Origin of the sequence: Neotamlana nanhaiensis, assembly GCF_000943555.1 — a bacterium.
Taxonomy (GTDB): domain Bacteria; phylum Bacteroidota; class Bacteroidia; order Flavobacteriales; family Flavobacteriaceae; genus Neotamlana; species Neotamlana nanhaiensis.
The window spans coordinates 787,560-810,832 of the sequence record NZ_JTDV01000001.1 but is presented as its reverse complement, the minus strand read 5'-3'; the positions used below and the strand labels follow the sequence as shown (position 1 = coordinate 810,832).

The 23,273-nt window shown below is 35.8% G+C and carries 17 protein-coding genes, 2 tRNA genes and 1 pseudogene; 13 read left to right on the top strand and 7 right to left on the bottom strand.

The genetic code is table 11. The features are described 5' to 3' along the window. The first annotated feature begins 4 nt into the window (after positions 1-4). Genes PK35_RS03055 through PK35_RS03045 form a run of 3 tightly spaced genes read left to right on the top strand, consistent with a single transcriptional unit; the run spans position 5 to position 6,689 of the window. Complete coding sequence (locus tag PK35_RS03055) at positions 5-3,415, top strand: DUF4450 domain-containing protein (protein WP_052825832.1); 3,411 nt, start codon at positions 5-7, stop codon at positions 3,413-3,415. Between the two features lie 3 nt (positions 3,416-3,418). Next, a complete protein-coding gene (locus PK35_RS03050; protein WP_052825830.1) occupies positions 3,419-4,498 on the top strand; it encodes a glycoside hydrolase family protein in 1,080 nt (359 codons plus the stop codon). 28 nt (positions 4,499-4,526) lie between these two features. After that, complete coding sequence (locus PK35_RS03045; RefSeq protein ID WP_044625254.1) at positions 4,527-6,689, top strand: hypothetical protein; 2,163 nt, start codon at positions 4,527-4,529, stop codon at positions 6,687-6,689. 119 nt (positions 6,690-6,808) lie between these two features. On the opposite strand, the gene PK35_RS18010 is transcribed toward PK35_RS03045, so the two are convergent. Genes PK35_RS18010 through PK35_RS03030 form a run of 4 tightly spaced genes read right to left on the bottom strand, consistent with a single transcriptional unit; the run spans position 6,809 to position 9,743 of the window. Further along, positions 6,809-7,102 (bottom strand): FUSC family protein, encoded by a 294-nt coding sequence (locus PK35_RS18010; protein WP_414629294.1) that lies wholly within the window; start codon positions 7,100-7,102, stop codon positions 6,809-6,811. A 9-nt stretch (positions 7,103-7,111) separates the two neighbouring features. After that, positions 7,112-7,774, bottom strand: coding sequence for a hypothetical protein (locus tag PK35_RS03040; protein WP_052825825.1), 663 nt, complete (start codon positions 7,772-7,774; stop codon positions 7,112-7,114). A 35-nt stretch (positions 7,775-7,809) separates the two neighbouring features. Then, the gene (locus tag PK35_RS03035; RefSeq protein WP_044625129.1) at positions 7,810-8,559 is read right to left on the bottom strand and encodes a C40 family peptidase; all 750 of its coding nucleotides are present in this window, start codon (positions 8,557-8,559) and stop codon (positions 7,810-7,812) included. 5 nt (positions 8,560-8,564) lie between these two features. Then, entirely contained in the window at positions 8,565-9,743 is a 1,179-nt protein-coding gene (locus PK35_RS03030; protein WP_044625128.1) for an acetyl-CoA C-acyltransferase, read from the bottom strand. A gap of 128 nt (positions 9,744-9,871) precedes the next feature. On the opposite strand from PK35_RS03030, the gene PK35_RS03025 reads away from it, so the two are divergent. The 6 genes from PK35_RS03025 to PK35_RS17810 all read left to right on the top strand — a co-directional run bounded on the left by PK35_RS03025 (position 9,872) and on the right by PK35_RS17810 (position 13,666). Continuing rightward, complete coding sequence (locus tag PK35_RS03025) at positions 9,872-11,923, top strand: HD family phosphohydrolase (RefSeq protein WP_044625127.1); 2,052 nt, start codon at positions 9,872-9,874, stop codon at positions 11,921-11,923. Positions 11,924-12,018: 95 nt separating this feature from the next. Then, positions 12,019-12,102, top strand: a tRNA-Ser gene (locus PK35_RS03020). Between the two features lie 19 nt (positions 12,103-12,121). Beyond that, a tRNA-Pro gene (locus tag PK35_RS03015) sits at positions 12,122-12,196 on the top strand. Between the two features lie 379 nt (positions 12,197-12,575). Beyond that, the gene (locus tag PK35_RS17820) at positions 12,576-12,848 is read left to right on the top strand and encodes a hypothetical protein (protein ID WP_238320866.1); all 273 of its coding nucleotides are present in this window, start codon (positions 12,576-12,578) and stop codon (positions 12,846-12,848) included. Between the two features lie 54 nt (positions 12,849-12,902). Beyond that, positions 12,903-13,244, top strand: a complete 342-nt coding sequence (locus tag PK35_RS17815) for a phage integrase SAM-like domain-containing protein (protein ID WP_238320865.1) — start codon at positions 12,903-12,905, stop codon at positions 13,242-13,244. 17 nt (positions 13,245-13,261) lie between these two features. Then, positions 13,262-13,666 (top strand): site-specific integrase, encoded by a 405-nt coding sequence (locus PK35_RS17810; protein ID WP_238320864.1) that lies wholly within the window; start codon positions 13,262-13,264, stop codon positions 13,664-13,666. 263 nt (positions 13,667-13,929) lie between these two features. On the opposite strand, the pseudogene PK35_RS03005 reads toward PK35_RS17810, so the two are convergent. From PK35_RS03005 to PK35_RS02995, 3 genes and pseudogenes are all read right to left on the bottom strand, one after another. Further along, positions 13,930-14,262: pseudogene (locus PK35_RS03005) on the bottom strand (helix-turn-helix domain-containing protein); the annotation flags it as partial. Positions 14,263-14,693: 431 nt separating this feature from the next. Then, on the bottom strand, positions 14,694-16,622 hold the full coding sequence (gene nagB / locus PK35_RS03000) for a glucosamine-6-phosphate deaminase (protein WP_044625126.1): 1,929 nt from the start codon (positions 16,620-16,622) through the stop codon (positions 14,694-14,696). Between the two features lie 26 nt (positions 16,623-16,648). Then, the gene (locus tag PK35_RS02995) at positions 16,649-18,448 is read right to left on the bottom strand and encodes a sodium:solute symporter family protein (RefSeq protein ID WP_044625125.1); all 1,800 of its coding nucleotides are present in this window, start codon (positions 18,446-18,448) and stop codon (positions 16,649-16,651) included. Between the two features lie 299 nt (positions 18,449-18,747). Between PK35_RS02995 and PK35_RS17805 the strand changes: the two genes are divergently transcribed. From PK35_RS17805 to PK35_RS02980, 4 genes are all read left to right on the top strand, one after another. Then, positions 18,748-18,855: a carboxypeptidase-like regulatory domain-containing protein gene (locus PK35_RS17805; RefSeq protein ID WP_238320863.1), complete on the top strand. Its 108-nt coding sequence runs from the start codon at positions 18,748-18,750 to the stop codon at positions 18,853-18,855. A gap of 23 nt (positions 18,856-18,878) precedes the next feature. Continuing rightward, positions 18,879-19,427: a RagB/SusD family nutrient uptake outer membrane protein gene (locus tag PK35_RS02990; RefSeq protein WP_082048501.1), complete on the top strand. Its 549-nt coding sequence runs from the start codon at positions 18,879-18,881 to the stop codon at positions 19,425-19,427. Positions 19,428-19,665: 238 nt separating this feature from the next. After that, positions 19,666-21,897, top strand: coding sequence for an alpha-N-acetylglucosaminidase (locus PK35_RS02985; protein WP_052825820.1), 2,232 nt, complete (start codon positions 19,666-19,668; stop codon positions 21,895-21,897). Positions 21,898-21,961: 64 nt separating this feature from the next. Next, a complete protein-coding gene (locus PK35_RS02980) occupies positions 21,962-23,029 on the top strand; it encodes an acyltransferase family protein (RefSeq protein ID WP_238320862.1) in 1,068 nt (355 codons plus the stop codon). Positions 23,030-23,273 lie beyond the last annotated feature (244 nt).

Genomic DNA, 23,273 nt, shown 5'->3' with positions numbered 1-23,273 from the left:
ATTAATGCTATTTTCAAAAAACAAGCCTACTTATATTTTTAGATTATGCCTGCTTTTTATTTCTTTTCAAGCCTTAGGACAAGAAGAAACCGTACAAAGTAGAAAGATTCACTACACACCAAACGGACAAAGTTTTGTTTTAAAACATGGCAACCGAAAATTTAACAGAGCACTTTACGGGACCAATACTGGTTTTCGAGTAGAAGCAGGCGATTTACCTGAGTTTGCCTTGTATTTACCAGGAATGGGTGGTAATTTAAAATTAGGCATTACTACAGATAATGAAAGCAAATGGATTACCGATTGCGACTCGATAAAAACGGTATATTCACCAGGAATTGTAAGCTACACTATTCAAGACGCTATATTGAATTCTGGTACTTTGCAAGTTTCAGTAGTGGCGCATGCTAATAATGAAGCTCTGATTTTGAAGCTTAAAGCCGAAAATATTTCAAAAGATATTAATTTAATTTGGGCATTTGGCGGAGCAACAGGTAAAAAGTTTCATCGTGATGGCGATATTGGTGCCGATCCTGAATCGGTATTTTATCAGCATCCCAATTATTGTTTAAATAACGTTTATGAGATTGAAAAAAATCATTTTCAATTGCATTTTGGGTCGGAAAGTAACAAGCAAAAAACAGGAAATAATAAAATAGTTTTAGGTTATTTTCCCAATTCAATAACAAAAATAGTTGAAGCAAATTTAGATAAATCGCCACTAGAGCTTTACAATTCAAAATTAGATAGTTTACCCATTTTCATTGGGGAAACGAAATTAAGTGCCAAACAATTCTGGAAACTTGAGTACAATCAAAAGGTTGTAAAAACCAATCAAAAACAACTTGAAAACGAATTTAATGAAGCCGTTACAAAAGCCGAAACACTTCAAAACCGCGTAGTTTTAAAAACACCAGATCCGTATTTGAATACCTTGGGTGGTGCATTGGCTACTGCCGCCGATGCCATTTGGGAAAATCCAGCCTATTTACATGGTGCCGTAGCGTGGAGAATGTATTTAAACGCTTGGCGTGGTGCGTATGTCGCTCATCCTTTAGGTTGGCATGATAGAGCGCAAACGCATTTTAAAAGCTACGGTAATTCCCAGGTTTTAGAACCCGAAACGGGACCTGTGGTTTTAGATAGTTCCAGAAATTTTGCCCGCCAAAAAGAGGTTTTAGGAACGGCTATGTTTAGTCGAGGGTATATTAGTCGGCATCCAAACAACAACACGAAGGCGCATCATTACGATATGAATTCAGTCTTTATCAATCAGATATTGCGAGGTTTTCAATGGGATGGCGATGTGGCTTTTATCAAACAAATGTGGCCGGTTATAAAACGCCATTTGGCTTGGGAAAAACGCAATTTTGATGCTGATGGCGACGGACTTTACGATGCTTATGCTACCATTTGGGCAAGCGATGCGTTGCAATATTCGGGTGGCGGTGTTACCTATGCTTCGGCATATAATTATTCGGCCAATTTGAAAGCGGCTAAAATTGCCGAAATATTGGGCGAGAATACAGAACCGTACTTAAAAGAAGCAAAACATATTAAAAATGCTATTGAAGAGCAGTTGTGGATGCCTAAAAATGGTGTTTATGCGGAATACAAAGATTTGTTAGGAAGTCAATTATTACATGAAAAGCCTGGGATTTGGACGGTTTATCATGCCTTGGATGAAGCGGTTTCAAGTCCATTTCAAGCCTACCAAGCTTTACGCTATGTCGATACGCAAATCCCGCACATTCCAGTTAAAGCAACGGGCTTGCCTTTTGATGATTTGCAAGTCATTTCCACGAGCAACTGGCAACCGTACACATGGTCTGTAAACAATGTAGCACTCGCCGAAAATTTACATATGGCGTTGGCCTACTGGCAAGGAAACCGAAATGAAGAAGCCTACAAATTGTGGCATAACGCCTTGATAGAAAGCATGTATTTGGGAGCTTCTCCAGGCGGTTTTCAGCAACTATCGTTTTACGATGCGGTGCGTGGTGAGTTGTATCGTGATTTTGCCGACCCAATTGGTATGGCAGCACGCTCGCTGGTTGAGGGTTTATTTGGTGTTAATCCTGATGCCATAACTAAAATGTTACATATAAAACCAGGTTTCCCAACCGATTGGAAAAATGCGTCTTTACATCTTCCAGATATTGATATCGCTTTCGCGGAAGTGGGGCAAGTTTCAAACTATACTATCGTTTCTCGATTTAAAATTCCAATGACATTACAACTGCAAATTGATGCAAAATTTGATGCGGTTGAAGCAGTAAAAATCAACGGAAAGATTAGTGATTATAAGTATGATGAAAATGCTGTTGGTGCACCTAATTTAATTGTTGAAGCGCCTTATTCGGAAAATTACAACATAGAAATAACATGGAAAGGCAATCCAATAGAAACGACTAAATTTCAATATGAAACAACGCTAAATGAGAACATTCAGTTTTCAACTTCGCAATCAGAAATTTTAGAAATTTACAATCCGCAAGAAGCAGTTTCAGTAGTAAATCAATCAAAAAATAAGGTCAATTTTAAGGTTACCGCTTCAGAAGGAGATAAAACCCTATTTGTAAAGTTAAAACAAAACGATGCAATTTGGTGGCAACCGCTTCATATTCATATTAAAAAAGAAGAAATTAGCTCGAAATTCCAAAACTGGGACGACCAATTACCTGAAAATACCAATTTTGAAATGCTCAATTTAGAAAGCGTTTTCAATAGCAAAGTCACCGAAATATTTGAACAAAACTATCTCACGCCTCGGCCAACTTCACCTACCTTGCAATTACCAACACAAGGTATAGGCAACTGGTGTTATCCTTACGTAAAACCAAAAATGGACGATTCAGGCTTGCGCAAATTAGCAGGAGAAAAAAATACTATTGTAAGTCCGCAAAACATACCATTTAAAACACCTTCAAATCCGCAGAAACAAAATATAGCTTTTGTAAGTATGTGGGATAATTTTCCTAAATCTTTGGAAATACCAATTTCAGGACAGGCGTCACACGCTTATTTTATGATGGCTGGAACCACAAACCCAATGCAAAGTCGGTTTGTAAATGGTGAAATTATAGTCACTTATAGCGATGGTAGTACTGAAACTCTTCAACTTAAAAACCCCGAAAATTGGTGGCCTATTGAGCAAGATTATTTTGTTGATGGTTTAGCTTTTACCACTAATGCGCCAAAACCACCCCGAGTATATTTAAAAACAGGACAAATTACCAGAGATTTCAAAGATTTCACACCTATAAAAGGTTTCAGTAACTATGGAGTAGATGGCGGTGCAGCAACACTTTTAGATTTACCATTAAACCCAAACAAAACATTACAAAGTTTAACAATAAAAGCAGTGGCAAACGATGTTGTAATTGGGGTAATGAGTGCAACCTTATTAAGATAAAAAATGAAAAGAAAAGATTTTATTTCAACAACATTGTTAGCATCAATAGCAGCCAGTTTACCAATACATGCAGGGTCAATATGGTCATTAGAGGCTAACAATCCAAAACTTTCCGATTTTGAAAAACGGTTATCACCAGTAGGTAGAGCTCTGGAGTTTGAAGATTATTATGTGTGGTGTAACAGCCCAATTGCAGGACCCGATGGCAAAATTCATGTGTTTTTTTCGCGCTGGCCTAAAGCAAAAGGCATGAGTGGATGGACGCACGCATCTGAAATTGCGCATGCAGTTGCTAATAAACCAGAAGGTCCATATGAATATGTAAGTACTGTTTTAGAACCACGAGGCACCGGATATTGGGATGCAACCACTTGTCATAACCCAAGTATACATTACGTAGATGGTAAATATGCCCTTTTTTTTATGGGAAATTCTAATGGCAAATTAAACACACAGCGCATTGGTTTGGCGGTTTCAAATTCATTATTCGGGCCTTGGGAACGCCCTGAAGAACCTTTGTTACAACCAGGAGAAGAAGGTGCTTGGGACGAGCATTGTACAACCAATCCGTCGTTTTTAAAACATCCTAATGGCGACTATTGGATGTACTATAAATCGTTTGATACTGATGGCTATGTAAATCCAAAATTTAAAATTAGAGGTAATAGAAAGTATGGTTTAGCCATATCTAAATCGCTTTTTGGCCCTTATAAAAAATATAATGGTAACCCAGTTATTGATTATCATAACATGGGAAATAACCAGCAATGTGAAGATGCTTTTGTATGGTATGAAAATGGTAAATTTAAAATGTTGGCAAGAGATTTAGGTGTATTTGGCATTGATGTAGGGTTATACATGGAATCTCAGGATGGTAAACATTGGACAGAACCCGAAATTGGCTATCAACAAATCGATAAATATATAAAACAACCACCAGCACCAAAACATTTAAAGCGATATGGACGAGCAGAACGTCCGCAGCTTTTGTTTCAAAAAGGTAAGCCAACCTATTTATTTACTGCATCGCAAGGCGGAAAATATGAAACAGCTTCAGGTTTTATTTTTAAAATACAATCATAAAAACATACACCAACTAAAAACTATAACAATGAAAAAAATCAATATTATTTTACTTGCATTAAGCATCGTATTTTTATGGTCATGCAAAGAAAAACCAACTGGAACCCTAGAAATTGCAGATAAAATCGATCGAAAAGCGGTGGCAACGCGCCATAATGTTAAAATTACTGCAATAGACACATTGGGTTCGTTAAACGTTGGTAATGGTAAATTTTCATACACCGTTGATGTTACGGGTATGCAATCTTTTCCTGAGTTTTATGCGAATGGCGTACCGTTGGGAACGCAATCGGAATGGGGATGGCATACTACACCAAACACCGAAAATTTTAGTCATGGCGAAACCTTAAAAGCCTACAATTTTAACGGCGATAAAAATAGTTTGTACGCCATTCAAAATAGAAGCGATGAGCGGGCAATGGCTGCCGCCGATTATTTTCGCATGAATCCTCACCGACTGCAATTAGGTAATGTGGGACTGCAAATTGTAAAAGCAGATGGAAGCATAGCACAACCACAAGATTTAAAGGATATTAATCAAGAATTAAATGTTTATACCGGAAAAATTACCAGTGAATTTACGGTTGAAGGCGAAAAAGTTTCGGTGGTTACTTATGCTAATTTTGATGATGACGGTATTGCCGTAAAAATAGCTTCAAAATTGTTGGACGAAGGTCGTATTCAGCTAAAATTACGTTTTCCGTATCCAACTAATGAGTTTGCCGATAGAGGTGTCAATTATCAAGATTCAGAAAAACATGAAACCACGGTAAAAGCATCAGGTAAAACATTTCAATTTACGAGAACTTTAGATGATGATGTGTATTATGTATCAACTACGTTAAATTCAAATGCAAACATTAACGAAGTAGAAAAGCATTATTTCACTATTTCGCCAGAAAAGAATAACGAAGAATTAGAGGTTTACGTATCATTTTCCGAAGAAAAACAAAGCAACCCTGTAACTTTTAGTAAAGTTGAAGCAAATAGTATTACAACTTGGAATACCTTTTGGCAGTCGGGTGGTGCAGTAGATTTCTCGGAATGTACCGACCCAAGAGCATTCGAAATCGAGCGACGTGTTGTTTTATCGCAATACTTAACGCGATCGCAATGTGCAGGTAATTTTCCGGTGCAAGAAACTGGATTAACTTATAACAGTTGGTATGGTAAGCCTCACATGGAAATGTATTGGTGGCATGCGGCGCATTATGCGTTATGGGGAAGAACGGAGTTGATTGAGCAAAGTATCGATTGGTATTTTACGGCTTTTGATGGTGCTAAAGACATTGCAAAACGCCAAGGTTATAAAGGCGTGCGCTGGCAAAAAATGACCGATCATCAAGCTGGAGAAGCACCATCGAATGTGGGGGCGTTTTTATTGTGGCAACAACCACATGTTATTTATTTAGCCGAATTAATTTATCGAAATAACCCAACTCAAGCCAATTTAGAAAAGTATAAAACTTTAATTTTTGAAACGGCCGATTTTATGGCATCATTTCCTACTTACGATGCTGAAACCGATAGATATAACTTAGGAAAAGGCGTTATTCCTGCCCAAGAATGTTTTGATAAAACTGAAACGTTTAATCCGCCAATGGAATTATCGTACTGGAAATGGGCCTTACAAAAAGCGCAAGAGTGGCGTAAACGCTTAAACTTAGAACCCAATAATGATTGGCAAACTATAATTGATAAGTTAGTGCCTATGGCAGAAAAAGACGGTGTGTATTTAGTGGCAGAAAGTGTACCGAATTCATATTCTGAAACTAGCGAACATACCATCGATCATCCTGCAGTTTTAGGCGCCATTAGTTTTTTACCGCATAACAATTATATCGATTTAGAAACCATGAATAAAACCTTTGATGTAGTCGATAGCGTTTGGACTTGGCACCATACTTGGGGTTGGGATTTTCCGCTGGAAGCTATGGCTGCAACGAGATTGAACCGACCAGAAGACGCTGTAAAAGGCTTGTTGCGAGACGAAATTACAAATACGTATTTACCAAGCGGTCATAATTACCAAACACCCCGGTTAACACTATATTTACCCGGAAACGGCGGTGTACTAAGCGCTGTGGCATTAATGTGTGCAGGTTATGATGGCAATACAGTTGAAAACCCAGGATTTCCTAAGGATGGTAAATGGAATGTAAAATGGGAAGGTTTGAAACCAATGCCTTAATGGTGTTTTGTAAGAGGAAGGTTACAAAAGAATTTTATTTGTTATGTCGATTTTCTCTTTAAGGTGAAATACTTACTTTTGGTTATTCTCAATTTTTTCACCAATTATTTCCAAGCCTTTTATCGAAGCATTATTGAAACGTTGGGATTCGAAATTATTGGGTTTGCAGCTTCCGATAAAAAAATAGCTAGTGGTGTTATAAAAATTACCGCTAGGGCATAATTTCGTGTAATTAACATCTCAAGAATAAGTTGTAATGGAATAATTAAAATGTAAAGAATAACAATGGAATTTGTTGCGCTAAGAATTAACCAACATAATGCTAAACTTAAAAGAGTTCTTAATATCCGTTGGAAAGTTGGCTGCCAAATATGGTAACGCGATGCGCCTTGCATTAATGCCGCACAAGAAATTGGTGGAATTCAATAAGGATTTTCCATTTCTAAAAAATAGCCACACCATAACGAGGCAGCCATAAAACAACCTAATGTTATCGCTTCCCAAAAGTTAGCATAATCGGTTTTTTGAAATATGCGAATGGGTTGCGGTTCTAAACGCCAATTTGCTTTGGTAGATAAGTAAAGCAAGTGTACTAATATTATAAAGTTAGCTAGCAATAAGCCTAAACTTATCAGACCTACTTTTTCTGGAATGGTATTAAAATCAAAAGGCTGACAAATAGATAATACGGTAATAAATATGAAAAAAAAGCTTCTAGGAGGTGCCGTTTTATATTGTAATAGAATTAAATGGATTAACATCGAATACACCCCAAAAGCAATTATTGAGGCTAAATGGCTGAAACTGAAAAATTGCCCAATGGCAAAAGAAAGAATAAAGCCAAACGAACTAATGAGCAGTGTTGAAATTTTATTTGTAAAACTACCAGTATTTGGTAAATAGAGAATTACAAGACCGCTTATACAAGCTGTTAATCCGGCTCTAACATTATCAAAATATAATCCTAAAAGTAACGGTATGCCAACCGAAATAGCTGTTAATGCTGCTTTAGCCCAAGTAGTCTTTGTACTTTTTATAGAAAATAAAGCTCTAACTTCAGCTAGTATTTTTTTTGATATTTGCAAAATTAGGAAATATTATTAATTCGAAATGAGTCGATTTAAACAATCTTTTTTATAACGCGCAATTTATGCGAATGCGTTTTAGTATCAACATTATAAATACCAGAATGGTCAATTCTATCGATACGCACTGTACCATGCGCGTGAATAATATAATTGTCGGGCATAATGATACCAACATGAGTAATAATGCCTTCATCATTATCAAAAAAAGCTAAATCACCAGGTTCACTTTCTTCAATAAAACTTAAAGCCTCACCTTGTGTAGCTTGTTGCGAAGCATCGCGAAGTAATTTGTATCCGTTTAATTTGTAAACCATTTGGGTAAAACCAGAGCAATCTATACCAAATGTTGTTTTTCCTCCCCAAAGGTAAGGCGCATTTAAAAATAAAAAAGCGGTGTTTAATAGGTTTTCTTTAGGAGATTTTTGGTTTGTGCTACTCCCATCGTATTTATGGTTTAAAATAGATAAACCATTTAGTGTAGAACCCATAACTATAGGGTGTAGTTGATTGTTTTGATCTTCAATAAACTCAACTAAATCTAAGGTAAGTACGGGGTTTTCATCGTGAAGCGTTTTGTAGTGTTCCTCGGTAATTTCGAAATATTGTTTATTGTCAATCCAACCTTCATATTTATCGAAAGCTAAACGTATTTTGCTCCACTTTTTTCGAGGTTCAATAATTTTAAAAATATCACCATACAACACTTGCGAGATCAGTTCACTTTTATCTGAGGCTTCACTTCTAAGCGGTACAATGCTTAAATTACAAATTCCGTACTGCATTTAAATTAATTTCGTTCTATAATAACTGCCGATGCACCCCCGCCACCATTACAAATAGCAGCAGCACCAATTTTGGCATTATTTTGTTTTAATACGTTAATTAGGGTTATTAATATTCTAATACCCGAGCAACCTAAAGGGTGCCCAAGCGAAACCGCTCCGCCGTTTACATTAACGTTGGTGTCGTTTAATCCTAAAATTTTCATATTGGCTAAACCAACTACCGAAAAAGCTTCATTAAACTCAAAAAAATCAATATCACTTAATTCTAAATTTGCTTTTTCTAAAGCCTTAGGCAAAGCCTTAGCAGGTGCCGTTGTAAACCATTCGGGTTCGTGAGCAGCATCGGCATAACTTTTTATGGTAGCTAAAGGTTTTAAGCCTAATTCGTCGGCCTTTTGTTTACTCATTAAAATTACCGCACCAGCACCATCGTTAATGGTTGAGGCGTTTGCAGCAGTCACAGTGCCATCTTTTGTAAAAGCAGGGCGTAACGCTGGTATTTTATCAAGTTTTACATTAGTAAATTCTTCGTCTTGGCTCACTAAAATAGGTTCACCACGACGTTGAGGCACTTCAACAGGAACCACTTCATCGTTAAATTTTCCATTAGCCCAAGCTTCAGCCGAACGTTTGTACGATTGTATAGCAAAAGCATCTTGGTCTTCACGAGAAAAGTTATATTTGGTAGCACAGGCATCGGCACAAACACCCATAGCATTTTGGTTGTAAGCATCAACTAAACCATCTTTTTGCATACCATCTTCAAGTGTTGCAGGACCAAATTTTTTGCCTGAACGTGCATGAAAATAATGCGGAATTAAACTCATGTTTTCCATACCGCCAGCAACAATAATTTCAGCATCACCAAGAGCAATACTTTGTGCCGCTTGCATAACTGCTTTCATGCCCGAAGCACAAACTTTATTGATGGTTGTACACGGTACCGTATCGGGAATTCCAGCGTAAATAGCAGCTTGTCTTGCTGGTGCTTGACCAGAACCGGCCTGCACGACATGTCCCATAAGAACCTCGTTTACTAAACTAGGACTTAACTTAATTTTATCGAGCGCTCCTTTTATGGCGATGGCTGCTAATTTTGGAGCAGGAATAGTAGATAATGCTCCCAAAAAACTACCAATGGGAGTTCTTGCTGCTGATACTATGACGACTTCGTTATTCATGAGTTAATTCGTTTAGTTTAGTACCTGCGAAAATAAGGTTTTTTTAATACATAAATAAGCTATAAGATGAATATAAAAAATGGTTTACGGGTATTATTTTAGTACATTTGATTTACATTTTATACGAAATGAAAGACTTTATAAACAAGCTCTACAGAAATCATGCCTTGATTTACAAAGGCTTATTGTTTGTTGCTACTACTTTTTTTATTGTGTATTTGTTTCCTAAGAGCGGAAAGTTTAAATACGATTTTGAAAAAGGAAAACCTTGGCAATCTGAAAATTTACAGGCTCCATTTAATTTTGCTATTAAAAAAACGGATGCTGAAATTACTAAAGAAAAAGCACAGGTTGAAGCTCAAATTCCGTTGTATTTCGATGTGGATTATGAAGTTAAAAACAAAGTTGAAAACGACTATCTTACTCAGTATAAATCGGCATTTCAAGATTCCTTATCTACATCGGAATTGTCTCGTTTAAAGCGCGTTGGAGAAGACATTATTTCTGAACTTTATGATTATGGTATTTTGGAAGAGAACCATAATTTTTCCGCCGAAAGGCAAATTATTTTACTTAATAAACGGGCGCAGGTAAAAGAAGGTTTTATATCAGATTTAGTAAAACAAGATGATGTGTCTTCTATAATAACTAACGTTTTAAAGCAGCATAATTTAACGAGTTATAAAACACAATTTACGGCCTTATTTTTTGATTTGGTAGAGCCTAATTTAATTTTCGATAGTTCTTTTACAAACAAAGTTAAAGCCGATGAGCTTAACAAAATTTCGTTTACACGTGGAAGTATCGCTAAAGAAACGCTTATTGTATCGAAAGGAGAAGTTGTAGATGAAGATACTTATCAAATCCTAAAGTCGTTACAGCAAGAATACGAATCGCAAGTTTGGAATAAATCGAATTACATTTGGGTTTTAATTGCTTATACCGTTTTAGTAGCACTGGCCTTGTTAATGTTGCTACTATTTTTGCAAAAATACCGTATTACTGTTTTTGACGATAACACGAAAGTAACCTTTATATTTTTCAATGTTGCATTAACCATTTTAATTTCAACTATGGTGGTTAATTACAATTCGAAGTATATCTACGTTGTTCCTATTTGTATTTTGCCCTTAGTGTTTAAAGCGTTTTTCGATGCGCGTTTAGGGTTGTTTGCACACGTATTAACAGTATTATTACTGGGTTTTATTGTGCCCAATAGTTATGAGTATATGTTTTTGCAAATTATTGCAGGCATTGTAACTATATTAACGGTTTCCGAGCTTTATAAACGTGCTAATTTATTTATTTCGGTTGGGCAAATAACACTTATTTATATTGTTGCATACTTTGCTTTTTTTGTAATACATGAAGGTAGTGTAACCGAGTTAAAATGGGAAACTTTTATTTGGTTTATTTTATGCGGATTAGCAACCTTGTTCGTTCAACCATTAATTTATGCATACGAAAAGCTGTTTGGTTTGGTGTCTGATGTGTCTTTATTGGAATTATCAGATACAAATTCTAAGCTTTTAAAAGAATTATCGAACAAAGCACCAGGCACGTTTCATCATTCTTTAAATGTTGCTAATTTGGCTGAAGCTAGTGCTAACGAAATAGGAGCAAACGCTATGTTAACACGAGTTGGAGCGCTTTATCATGACATTGGTAAAATGAAGAATCCTACTTATTTTACTGAAAATCAATCAACAGGTATTAATCCGCATCAGGAATTATCAAATAGAGAAAGTGCACAAATTATAGTGGATCATGTAATAAATGGCATTGAGATAGCTCGCAAAAATAATTTACCAGATAGAGTTATTGATTTTATACGCACGCATCATGGCACCAGTTTAGTGTATTATTTTTATGCCCAAGAGAAGAAGGCATTTCCAGATGATACAAATAAAGAAGATTTTAGTTATCCAGGGCCAAAACCTTTTAGTAAAGAAACAGCTATTTTAATGATGTGTGATAGCGTTGAAGCTGCCTCAAAAAGTTTGAAAGAGCCTACAACCACAAAAATTGAAGCGTTTGTTGAAAATATTATAAATAAACAAATAGAAGAAGGGCAATTTTTAAATGCCAATATTACTTTTAAAGAAATTCAATCGATAAAAAAAGTGCTAAAGCACAAGTTGGCAAACATTTACCATTTACGAATTGAATATCCAGAATAAATTTTTAAAAAATAGATAAAAATAGTTGCGCAACTGTTAAGTAAAAGTTACATTTGCAACCGCAAATTTATTGCGATGTTCTTAAAATAAGAATAGGAGAGGTGCCAGAGTGGTAATGGAGCAGATTGCTAATCTGTCAACGCGTAAGTGTTGCCCGGGTTCGAGTCCCGGTCTCTCCGCAAAATAGATAACCACAATCGGGGTGTAGCGTAGCCCGGTTATCGCGCCGCGTTTGGGACGCGGAGGTCGCAGGTTCGAATCCTGCCACCCCGACAAATTGATATATAAATCAAGAACAAAAACCTGTTAATCGTATGATTTTCAGGTTTTTTGCGTTTTTATCAGTGTCATAAAGATTTAAAAATACTGTTAAAAAAGTCAACAAATCGGATAACAAAAAGAAATTGGATAATGTGTTGACCGAATTGTTAAAATTCATCTAATGGTTGAAATAATAAATGTATCTTTAAAGTGATTTGGCTTTCGTCTGGTAATAAATAAGTATCAACAAAAAAGACGAAAACATGAAAACGACAACAACCTTCAGTATCCTATTCTGGGCGGATTACGCCCGTTCAACAAACAATCAGGCCGCGATTTATGCAAGGATTACCGTAAATGGCAAACTTCCATCATAAGTTTAAAAAGAAAGATGCCATTAAATGATTGGGACGCCAATAGGGGAAGGTCAAAAGGAACGATCCAAAATGCAAGAATGCTCAATAATTATTTGGAAGCGGTAAAAATGAGTATCTTCAAATGTTATCAAGATTTGAAATTGGAAGGAAAGCTTATTACCTCAAAGGCAGTAAAGGCAAGATACCTAGGTGTGGACAAACAGAATCGTTCAGTTCTGGAAATTATAGACTGCCATAATGAAGACATGAAGAATAAGCTCAAAAGGGGTACTCAGAAGAACTACTAAACCACACAAAAGTACGTTACTAAGTTCATGTTGAAGCACTACAAAACTTCGGATATGTATTTAAAAGAGTTGGATTATAATTTCATTATCAAGTTTGAGAAATACCTAAGAGCTCACACTCCAGAAGACCATCAAAAGCCTATGGGCAACTATACGGTGATGAAATATATAGAACACCTAAGAAAACTAATAAACCTCTCCGTGAAACTTGGTTGGCTTGATAAAGACCCGTTTATAAACTTTAGGGTACACTTCGAAAAGACGGAAAGGGGTTTTTTGACCTTGGATGAATTACAGGCAATAGAATTGAAGCAATTTAGTATGGGAAGGCTTCAATTGGTAAAAGGTCTTTTTGTATTCACCTGTTATATCAGTCTTATTTATATGATATTATAAGTCTTACTGACGACAATATGGCCATAGGAATTGATGGGAAACTCTGGATAAACCACAAAAGAGAAAAAACAAGCAAGCCTATTAGAATACCGTTATTACCACAAGCCTTAGAGATTATGGAAAACTATAAAACCAAACCAAACAAAGAAAGTAAACAGGTTTTTCCGAAAATATCTAGCCAAAAGTTGAATTCTTATCTTAAGGAAATAGCAGATGTCTGTAAAATAAGAAAGAACCTTACCTTCCATATTGGAAGGCATATCTTTGCCACAACGGTTACGTTAAGCAATGGTATGCTCATAGAAACAGTATCAAAACTATTGGGACACTCACGAATATCTACAACGCAGATTTATGCCAAAGTCATAGAAAGAAAGGTAAGTGATGATATGAGAAAATTGAAGGAAAAATTAATTAGCTAAGGTTAAAGGAACATTAGAGCAAATTAATTTGAAAGAAAAGCTCTCCTTTTCAGGAGTGCTATTGCTTAGTCTTTGGAAAATTAGTTCTAATTTGCCATATCACAAAATATAATAAATTTCTTATATTCTAATTTGCTAGTCAAAAAAAATGATAAAAACAACTGTCACCAATACAACTATATAGGTGAATATAAAGACCACTATTAACAAGGGTTGTATTTATAATTGATACCCTACACGGAATCTATAAATTAGTGAATTGGTTATTTTTTTAGAAGTTTTTCTAAATAATTGATTTTATCTTTTTCTGCTTGTAAAAGGCGTTCGTAAAGTTTTTTGTTTTCTTCATGAGCTTCAATCAATTTATCAAGAGGATTGAATGTTGGTTGATATGAAAATAATGATGAATTATCATGATTGGTTACAGTATTTCCAATAATATTAAAAACATTTTCCTCAGAAAAATTCTCAATTCCTTCTTTGGTTACGCCCAAACCTTTGGCGACTTGTTCCAGTTTCTCATCCTCAAAATGTTAAGATTGTTCAATCTTGGATACGGTCTGTTGGCTTACGCCAAGGGTTTCGGCTAGTACTTCATGTAAGGCTAAGAACTCTTCCGCCGATACCACTTGCAAATGATCTAGAGAGATAATAGGTGTTGAAAAATCCATAAAATCCTCTCTAGACATACCTTCCTCTATAGGACAATTAAGCATTTTTCTATATAGATTTACAGAGAAGTACTTCGTGCGTTTAAAATATTAAGATATTGATTATGACTTTTTAAATTATTGCCAACGAACTGCTAAACGCAGTTCAGGCATGAAAACGAATATACGATAAAATGGATAACATTTCCATGATATTGTCTATTGGTCATCATGGAATTGTTTTACAAATAGATAACGCAATTATCGTTAATTACCATTATATTTTATTGGGAGTTAGAATACCTGATACAAATTGCTTTTAGGTATTGTTACGGCAAGTAAAGCACATTTTTTAATGTTAACATTTATTTATTTGTTTAGAATTTCCATCTTACAAAGGCTTCCATGGCAGCATAATGCGCTAAGCCTAATTGATGATATAATGCTGCGGTTTCTTTATTTCGGTCTTCGGCACGTTGCCAAAATTCTCTACTATCGGTACCTTGAAAAACTACACCGTCTTTTTGCGACTGATGTTTAAAAATACCATGTCGTTTTTCAAGAACTTGACCAGGACTCATAGGTACTGCCATTTCAATTTCATCAATACCCCATTCTTGCCATGCGCCACGGTATAACCAAACCCAACAGTCTTCCATAAATGGTTGTTCTTTCAAGCGTTTTATAGCTTCAAAAATGGCGTCTAAACAAACTTTATGCGTTCCGTGAGGATCCGCCAAATCGCCTGCTGCATAAATTTGATGAGGTTTTATAGCTTCAATAAGATCCATGGTAATTTTTATGTCATCTTCACCAATGGGTTTCTTTTCAATAGTACCCGTTTCGTAAAAAGGCAGTTCCATAAAATGAATTTTTTCATCGGGTAAGCCAACAAAATGAGCGGTGGCTCGTGCTTCACCTTTTCGAATTAATCCTTTGATGTTTCTCACTTCAGGAATATCAATTTCGCTATCCTTTTTTGCTTTTAAAAAATGAAAGGCTTTATCGTAAATAGCATGCGCATCGGAATTTTTAATACTGAATTTTTCGTTGTAATCGCGAACAAAAGCGGCAAAACGAAGCGCCTCATCATCGGCTACTGCAATGTTTCCAGAGGTTTGATAAGCCACATGAACATCGTGACCTTGTTCTTGTAATCGTTTAAAAGTGCCTCCCATGCTTATAATATCATCATCTGGATGTGGACTAAAAATTAGCACGCGTTTTCTAGCAGGTTCGGCACGTTCAGGGCGCTTACTGTCGTCGGCATTGGGTTTTCCACCAGGCCAACCCGTAATAGTTTGCTGTACTTTGTTAAATATGGAAATATTAATATCGTAAGCAGGACCAAAATCTGCAAGTAAGTCGCTCATGCCGTTTTCAATATAATCGGCATCTGTAAGCATTAAAATAGGCTTGTTTAGGCTTAGTGCTAAACCTAGAACAGCTTTTCGAGTCATTTTATCTGTCCATTCCACCTTTTCTACTAACCAAGGTGTATTTATTCTGGTAAGCTTAGATGCAGCACTTTTATCTAGAACAAAGGTAGCATCTCTGTGTTCTTGTAAAAAAGAAGCAGGTACTTGGTTGGTAACAACACCTTCTACCGATGCTTTTATGATATTCGATTTTCCTTCGCCCCAAGCCATTAAAATTACAGATTTTGCTTCCATAATTTTTTTAACGCCCAAGGTAATTGCGGTACGTGGCGTTTTATCTAATCCGCCAAAATCCTTACTAGCAGCTAAACGTGTGGTATGGTCTAGCGCAACCAATCGGGTCTTTGAGTTTTGTAACGATCCAGATTCATTAAAACCAATATGACCGTTACCGCCAATTCCTAAAATTTGCAAATCGATACCACCTAAATCTTCAATTTTTTGCTCGTAATTACTGCAATAATCAGAGATGTTTTCTTTAGATAAGGTGCCATCTGGAATATGAGTGTTTTCAGGAAGAATATCAACATGTTTAAATAATAATTCATTCATAAAATACACGTAGCTATTCACCGAATTTGGTGCCATAGGATAGTACTCATCCAAATTAAAGCTTATTACATTTTTAAAACTTAAATCTTCTTCTTGATGTAAACGTACTAATTCAGCATAAACGCCTTTTGGTGTAGATCCCGTAGCTAAACCTAAAATACAAGGTTTGTTTTCGTACTGTTTTTTTTGAATGCATTTGGCAATAGCTTTTGCAACCGACTTAGATGCAGATGCCGAATCGTTAAAAACTACGGTGTTTACATTTTCGAATCGTTTTTCGAAACCAGTAGCTTTATCGGTACTATTTTTAATCATAATGTGTTATTTAATACTAGTTTATCTTAAAGTATGTTAGTTTTTATTTTTTTCCAGATTTTAATTAGCAGTAAACCAGAAACTAAAGCCACTATGCTAATGATACTTGCTTGTAATGTTTTTCCATAAATCCAATAACCTGTTGCAAACATAATGCTATAAATTAAGAGACAGCCTAATATCATAGCTAGAATTCCAGATGGTACGTTCGATGTGGTGTTGGAGTCTTTGAGTTGAGTTTTATGTTTAATTTGTTTCCATCCAGGGCCACCAGGTTGAATTTTATCGTAAAACGTTATCAATACACGTTCGTGTTCTGGTTGAGTTAAAAAGGTAACGGCTAACCAAATCAAGGTGGTTATAACAACAACAAAAGGATATTGCACGTAACTAGGAAACAATCCCGTATCAGTTGCGAATAAAATAGCACCTAACGGTGTTAGCTTTAGTAGAATTGAAATAACTCCTGAGGCAAACATGGCGCTAATTTCGCTCCAAGCATTAATGCGCCACCAAAACCAGCGAAGTATAAAAATTAAGCCTGTTCCGGCGCCAAAAACCAATAGTAATTCAAATAATTGTAGTGCATTTTGAAGGCATAAAGCTAATAAGGCACTAAATACCATTAAAATAACTGTAGATAATCTACCAACGGCAACTAAGTGTTTTTCTGAAGCATTTGGGTTTATTTGTTGTTTATAAAAATCGTAAACAATATAAGACGATCCCCAATTGAGCTGTGTTGAAATGGTGCTCATGTATGCGGCGATTAATGAGGCTAATACTAAGCCTAACAAACCACTAGGGAGTTTTGTAAGCATTGCAGAATAGGCCAAATCGTGTCCAAGTTTGTTTGTGGCGATGTTAGGAAAAGCCTCTTGTATACTTTTTAAATCGGGAAATATTACCAAAGAAGCAAGAGCAACTAATATCCAAGGCCACGGGCGTAAAGCATAATGCATAATATTAAAAAAAAATGTAGCACCCATCGCATGATTTTCATCCTTAGCAGCTAGCATACGTTGCGCAATATAACCGCCACCACCAGGTTCGGCACCAGGATACCAAGAGCTCCACCATTGTACGGCTAACGGAATGATTAAAAGTGTAATTAACGCTTCGGTATTCTGTAAATCGGGAATAATATCTAATTTGCTTATCACATTGTCATTAGAAATAAGCGCAGTAACACCGCCAACTTCGGGGAGATTTACTAAATAATAAGCAGCACCAATCGCACCACCCATAGCAACAAAAAAGAGAATGAAATCGGTGTAAACAACACCTTTAAAACCACCTAAAGCGCTAAAAGCAACTGTAATTGCGCCTGCGTAAACTACAGTTTCCCAAGGCTGTAAATCTAACATAATACCACCTATTTTTATTGCGGCTAATGTTACGGCAGACATGGTTATAATATTAAAAATTACACCCAGATATATGGCTCTAAATTTTCGTAAAAACGCGGCAGGTTTTCCGCCGTAGCGTAATTCGTAAAATTCTAAATCGGTATTAACATTCGATTTTCGCCAAAGTTTTGCGTAAATAAAAACGGTTAACAATCCGGTGAGTAAAAAAGCCCACCAAGACCAGTTTCCAGAAACGCCATGAGTTCTTACAATATCGGTTACCAAATTAGGCGTGTCGGTAGAGAAGGTTGTGGCAACCATAGAAACACCAAGTAACCACCAAGGCATGTTTCTTCCAGATAAAAAGAATTCTGATGAGTTGGCTCCAGATTTTTTAGAGACCCAAATACCAATACCTAAAGTCATCGAGAAAAAAATGATTATGAATAAATAATCTAGAGCGCTTAAGGTAATCATAGGTTTTAAATTTAGGCTATGGTTAATGGTTTAGTCTGTGGTTGCAAAATTATTGCCCATAGCTTCTTATCGCCCTGTAATTTTTAATCAACATCCTGTATTTTTTATTTAATTAAGATTGAAGTCTTTACTGTTACAAACGAAGATGAAGTATGGATTAATAGTATAGGTTTTTGAATAAATAATCCATCCTAAAAAAAGGTTGATACAAGTAATTTAGCTACCTAACTAATTTCAAAAACTATACACATGAAAAAAATTAAACAGTTATTGCTTGTTATAGCATTATTTTTTCGGCCATGTCTTGGGCGCAACAGCAGGTTCGAGGCGTTGTTACAGACGATAAAAATATGCCATTACCAGGTGTCGATGTGCTTATTAAAGGAACAACAATGGGCAAACCGTAAATAGAGTTGTAGGTGATACGGCTGTGTATTTTCCAAAGACTACTTGGACGGATGCCGAAATAGCTGCAGTACCATATAAAGTTATAAATCTGGATACTTATTTTACAAATGATGGGATAACCACAGTACATTACCCCATGTTTACCAAGTTTGATGATCCTTCGGCGCCATTTGCATTCACCGATGAGCGCGCACAAGGCACACGTGATATGGTTATGTCAAGAAGTGGAGAAGTCTATATAATTGCTGCCGAAGCGTATTTTATGGATACAAATGTCACAGATGCCGCTGCAAGATTAACAGCCTTACGCTCACGTGCGGGACTTACAACTCCCGTAGTTCCAACAGATGTAGATCTTGATTTTATTTTAGACGAACACGCAAGAGAACTTGTAGGTGAAGTTAATCGTTGGATGGATTTAAAACGCACCAGTAAATTGGTAGAATACGAATTAATGTACAATCCACATGCCGCAATGAATAATGCACTTACCGAAGTAAATAGATTAAGACCAATACCGCAAGTAGAGATAGGTAATATTAATGGAACAATAACTCAAAGTCCATTGTAAATGAAGTTAATTTTTTGAATAAGCTTATAGTTTATTTTGAGTTTGTTTAGTTAACATTTTCCTTGATAGGCAGTGATATAATTTCTGCCTATTTTTTACTAACAAAATTAAAATGTCCCATTCCCAAACGAATATCTATGGTAATTTTAAAAACTACAGAGACCATCAAATTAATTAATAAAATATATTTCGGATATTTAAAAATTCGATTTAATCAAAAACCAATTATAATTTAATAATGAATAACTTAAAAAATAAATTAGGGTTAATTTTTCTGTTTGTTCTGGCTATTTCTTGCAAGACTGAAATAGAAAAACCTAATAGTAATACCCCCGAAAACGCTTTAATAAAGCGCATTGTGCCTAATCATGCCTCGCAATTTATCGTTGAGATCGATTCCTCCATGGCCAACGATTGGTTCGAAATAGCTTCAAAAAAAGATAAAATTCTTCTTAAAGGTAACAACGGCGTTTCCATAGGTTCGGCTTTATATTACTACTTGAATGAATTCACCAACAGCCAAATCACATGGAATGGTACAAACCTAAATCTGCCAGAAACGCTTCCAAAAGTGATAAAACCTATTCATAAAAAATCGCCTTACCAATACCGCTATTATTTAAACTATTGTACATTTAATTACACCATGAGTTGGTGGGATTGGGAGCGTTGGGAAAAAGAAATTGACTGGATGGCGTTGCACGGTATTAACATGCCATTAGCCATTACGGGCGAAGAGTATATTTGGGATGAGGTTTACAAATCGTACGGATTTACAGATGAGGATTTATCCGATTTCTTCTCCGGTCCAGCTTATTTTTCATGGTTTTGGATGGGGAATTTAGATGGTTGGGGCGGTCCGTTATCTCAAAACTGGAAAGAAACACACCGCGACTTACAGCTAAAAATAGTGAAGCGCGAACGTGAATTAGGCATGAAAACCGTATTGCCTGCTTTTACTGGGCACGTACCAGCATCTTTTAAAAAACACTTTCCTAACGCAAAACTCAAACAAACCAATTGGGGAAATGCTTTTGATGATACTTATATCTTAGATTCTGAAGATCCATTATTTGCAGAAATAGGGAAGAAGTTTCTGGAAGTACAAGAAGAAATTTACGGAACCGATCATTTGTATTCTGCTGATACGTTTAATGAAAACACACCACCATCAAACAATCCTGAATACCTTGGAGAATTAAGCAGCAGAATTTATGAAGGTATGATTGCTGCCGATGAAGATGCCGTTTGGGTAATGCAAGGGTGGTTGTTTTACAGTCATCGCGAGTTTTGGGAAGCTCCACAAATAAAGGGGTTGCTTAATGCTGTACCTGATGATAAAATGATAATTCTAGATTTAGCTGCCGAAATAGAACCTATTTGGAAACGCACAGAGGCCTTTTATGGCAAACAATGGATTTGGAATATGCTACACAGTTTTGGTGGTAATATTAGTATGTTTGGACGTATTGATACTGTGGCAAACGAACCTGCAAAAGCATTGAAAGATCCTAATTCGGGTAAATTAAAGGGCATTGGTTTAACCATGGAATCTATCGAGCAAAACCCAGTTCTTTATGAATTAATGACCGAAAACACTTGGCACGATACTCCAATTAATACCAGCGAATGGCTTAAAAAATATACCATTAACCGTTACGGAACCTACAACGAATCCATTTTAAATGCTTGGGATATTCTTACCAAAACAGTTTATAACGGACAAATCATTCGAGATGGTGCCGAATCAATAATTGTTGCACGTCCAACTTTTGAAGGTTATCGCCGATGGGCACGAACCAAACTCAACTACAAACCTGAAGCTTTATTACCTGCTTGGGATTTATTTATAAAAGCCATTCCCGAATGTAAAAATGCCGATGGTTTTCAATACGATTTGGTTGATGTAACCCGACAAGTATTAGCAAACTATGCGTTGCCTTTACAACAAGAAATAGCAACTGCATACAACGCAAATAACAAAACAGCTTTTAATAGTTTAAGTGCCGAGTTTTTAGAATTGATAGATGATATAGATAAGCTCTTGGCCACTCGAAAAGACTTTTTATTAGGGCCATGGATTGCCGATGCCAGAAGTTGGGGCATAACACCAAAAGAAAAAGCCGTTTACGAGCAAAATGCAAGAGATTTAATTACACTTTGGGGCGACGCTAACAATCCGTTACACGAATATAGCAATCGTCAATGGAGTGGATTGTTAACCGATTTTTACAAACCAAGATGGGAACAATTTTTTGCAGAAGTAACTACCAATTGGCAAAATTTTAATCAAACGCAATTTGATGAAAGTATAAAACAATGGGAATGGCATTGGGTAACGTCTCGAAAAGATTATCCTTTGGAAGCTTCAGGTAATCCTAACGAGGTTGCAAAACAGTTGTATGAAAAATACCGAGCTAAAATTGAACCGATAACTCAAAAAATGAAACCAATACAATACAATTATTAATATGGCACAAAATTCCAACAGATTTTTATCATTAGATGTTTTTCGTGGGCTAACCATATGTTTAATGATTATTGTAAACACACCAGGTACAGGAGCAAAATTGTATCCGTACTTGGTGCATGCCAGTTGGTTTGGGTTTACCCTTGCCGATTTGGTTTTTCCGTCATTTCTTTTTGCAATGGGAAATGCGCTGAGTTTTTCCATGGGTAAAATGAAAACGGCGCCATCAAATGTATTTTGGAAAAAGATAATAAAGCGAACATTCTTAATCTTCTTATTCGGGTTTTTAATGTACTGGTTTCCATTTTTTAGAGCGGGCGTTGATGGAGGCATAGAACTAAAACCTATTGGAGAAACACGCGTAATGGGCGTTTTACAACGCATTGCATTATGTTATTTTGCAACCAGTGTTTTGGTGTATTATTTAAAAGAAAAAATTGTAGCTATTATTTCAGTCGCAATTTTATTGTTGTACTGGGTTATACTTTATGTTTTTGGAGAACCTGGTGCGCAATTAAACATGGCAACTAACGCCATAGCAAAACTTGATTTATTCCTTTTAGGAAACAATCATATTTATCAAAAAGACAGTATTCCTTTTGATCCTGAAGGCATATTAAGCACATTACCATCTATTGTAAATGTTATTGCGGGGTATTTTGCCGGTAAATATATTCAGAAAGCAGGAAAAACGTTTGAAGGTATTTCAATACTATTTTTAAGTGGTTTTTTAGTTACTGCTTTAGCACTGTGGTGGGAACTTATTTTTCCTATGAGTAAAAAGTTATGGACAAGTCCGTTCGCATTGTATACCATTGGTCTCGATTTATCCATTATGGCGGTTTTAATTTATGTAATCGAAATCAAGCAAATTAAGTTTGGAGTTGAATTTTTCAATATTTTCGGAAAAAATCCTTTATTCATTTATTTGTTTTCCGAGTTGTTTTACATCACCTTACGATTAATACCTGTAACACCAACACAAGACGCTTTCGAGTGGTTTAGCGAGGTTGTTGTACAAAATATTTTTCCAGGAAGTTTTGGCGCTTTTTTTACAGCAATCCTCTTCATGTTAGTGTGTTGGAGTTTAGGTTGGTGGTTAAATAAAAAACGAATTTATATTAAAATATAGTCCTTAGCCTTTTTAAAACTGAAAATTTAGTATTTTCAGCAGTTTAGAGATTGAATAGAAGTAGAAAAACTAACAAGAAAAACTAGAATTTTTTCTTGTAAATTCTGCTGTAATAACCTCAAAATTATATTTGTAAAGTACAGATTAATAAATTGTTGTAAACGGTATGGTCAAATTAAAAATACGCTCCAATGGTGCTGTAATTTTAAAAAGTAAGTAAGACGTTTTAATAATCTATTTATTT

Bases quoted from the DNA above. Each gene is read 5' to 3' on its own strand.
- PK35_RS03050 (WP_052825830.1), top strand. From the start codon at position 3,419: ATGAAAAGAAAAGATTTTATTTCAACAACATTGTTAGCATCAATAGCA.
- PK35_RS03035 (WP_044625129.1), bottom strand. From the start codon at position 8,559: ATGCAGTACGGAATTTGTAATTTAAGCATTGTACCGCTTAGAAGTGAA.
- PK35_RS02980 (WP_238320862.1), top strand. From the start codon at position 21,962: ATGATTATTGTAAACACACCAGGTACAGGAGCAAAATTGTATCCGTAC.
- PK35_RS17815 (WP_238320865.1), top strand. From the start codon at position 12,903: ATGTATTTAAAAGAGTTGGATTATAATTTCATTATCAAGTTTGAGAAA.
- PK35_RS02995 (WP_044625125.1), bottom strand. From the start codon at position 18,448: ATGATTACCTTAAGCGCTCTAGATTATTTATTCATAATCATTTTTTTC.
- PK35_RS17810 (WP_238320864.1), top strand. From the start codon at position 13,262: ATGGCCATAGGAATTGATGGGAAACTCTGGATAAACCACAAAAGAGAA.
- PK35_RS03030 (WP_044625128.1), bottom strand. From the start codon at position 9,743: ATGAATAACGAAGTCGTCATAGTATCAGCAGCAAGAACTCCCATTGGT.
- PK35_RS17820 (WP_238320866.1), top strand. From the start codon at position 12,576: ATGCCATTAAATGATTGGGACGCCAATAGGGGAAGGTCAAAAGGAACG.
- PK35_RS03045 (WP_044625254.1), top strand. From the start codon at position 4,527: ATGAAAAAAATCAATATTATTTTACTTGCATTAAGCATCGTATTTTTA.
- nagB (WP_044625126.1), bottom strand. From the start codon at position 16,622: ATGATTAAAAATAGTACCGATAAAGCTACTGGTTTCGAAAAACGATTC.
- PK35_RS02985 (WP_052825820.1), top strand. From the start codon at position 19,666: ATGAATAACTTAAAAAATAAATTAGGGTTAATTTTTCTGTTTGTTCTG.
- PK35_RS03055 (WP_052825832.1), top strand. From the start codon at position 5: ATGCTATTTTCAAAAAACAAGCCTACTTATATTTTTAGATTATGCCTG.
- PK35_RS17805 (WP_238320863.1), top strand. From the start codon at position 18,748: ATGTCTTGGGCGCAACAGCAGGTTCGAGGCGTTGTTACAGACGATAAA.
- PK35_RS03025 (WP_044625127.1), top strand. From the start codon at position 9,872: ATGAAAGACTTTATAAACAAGCTCTACAGAAATCATGCCTTGATTTAC.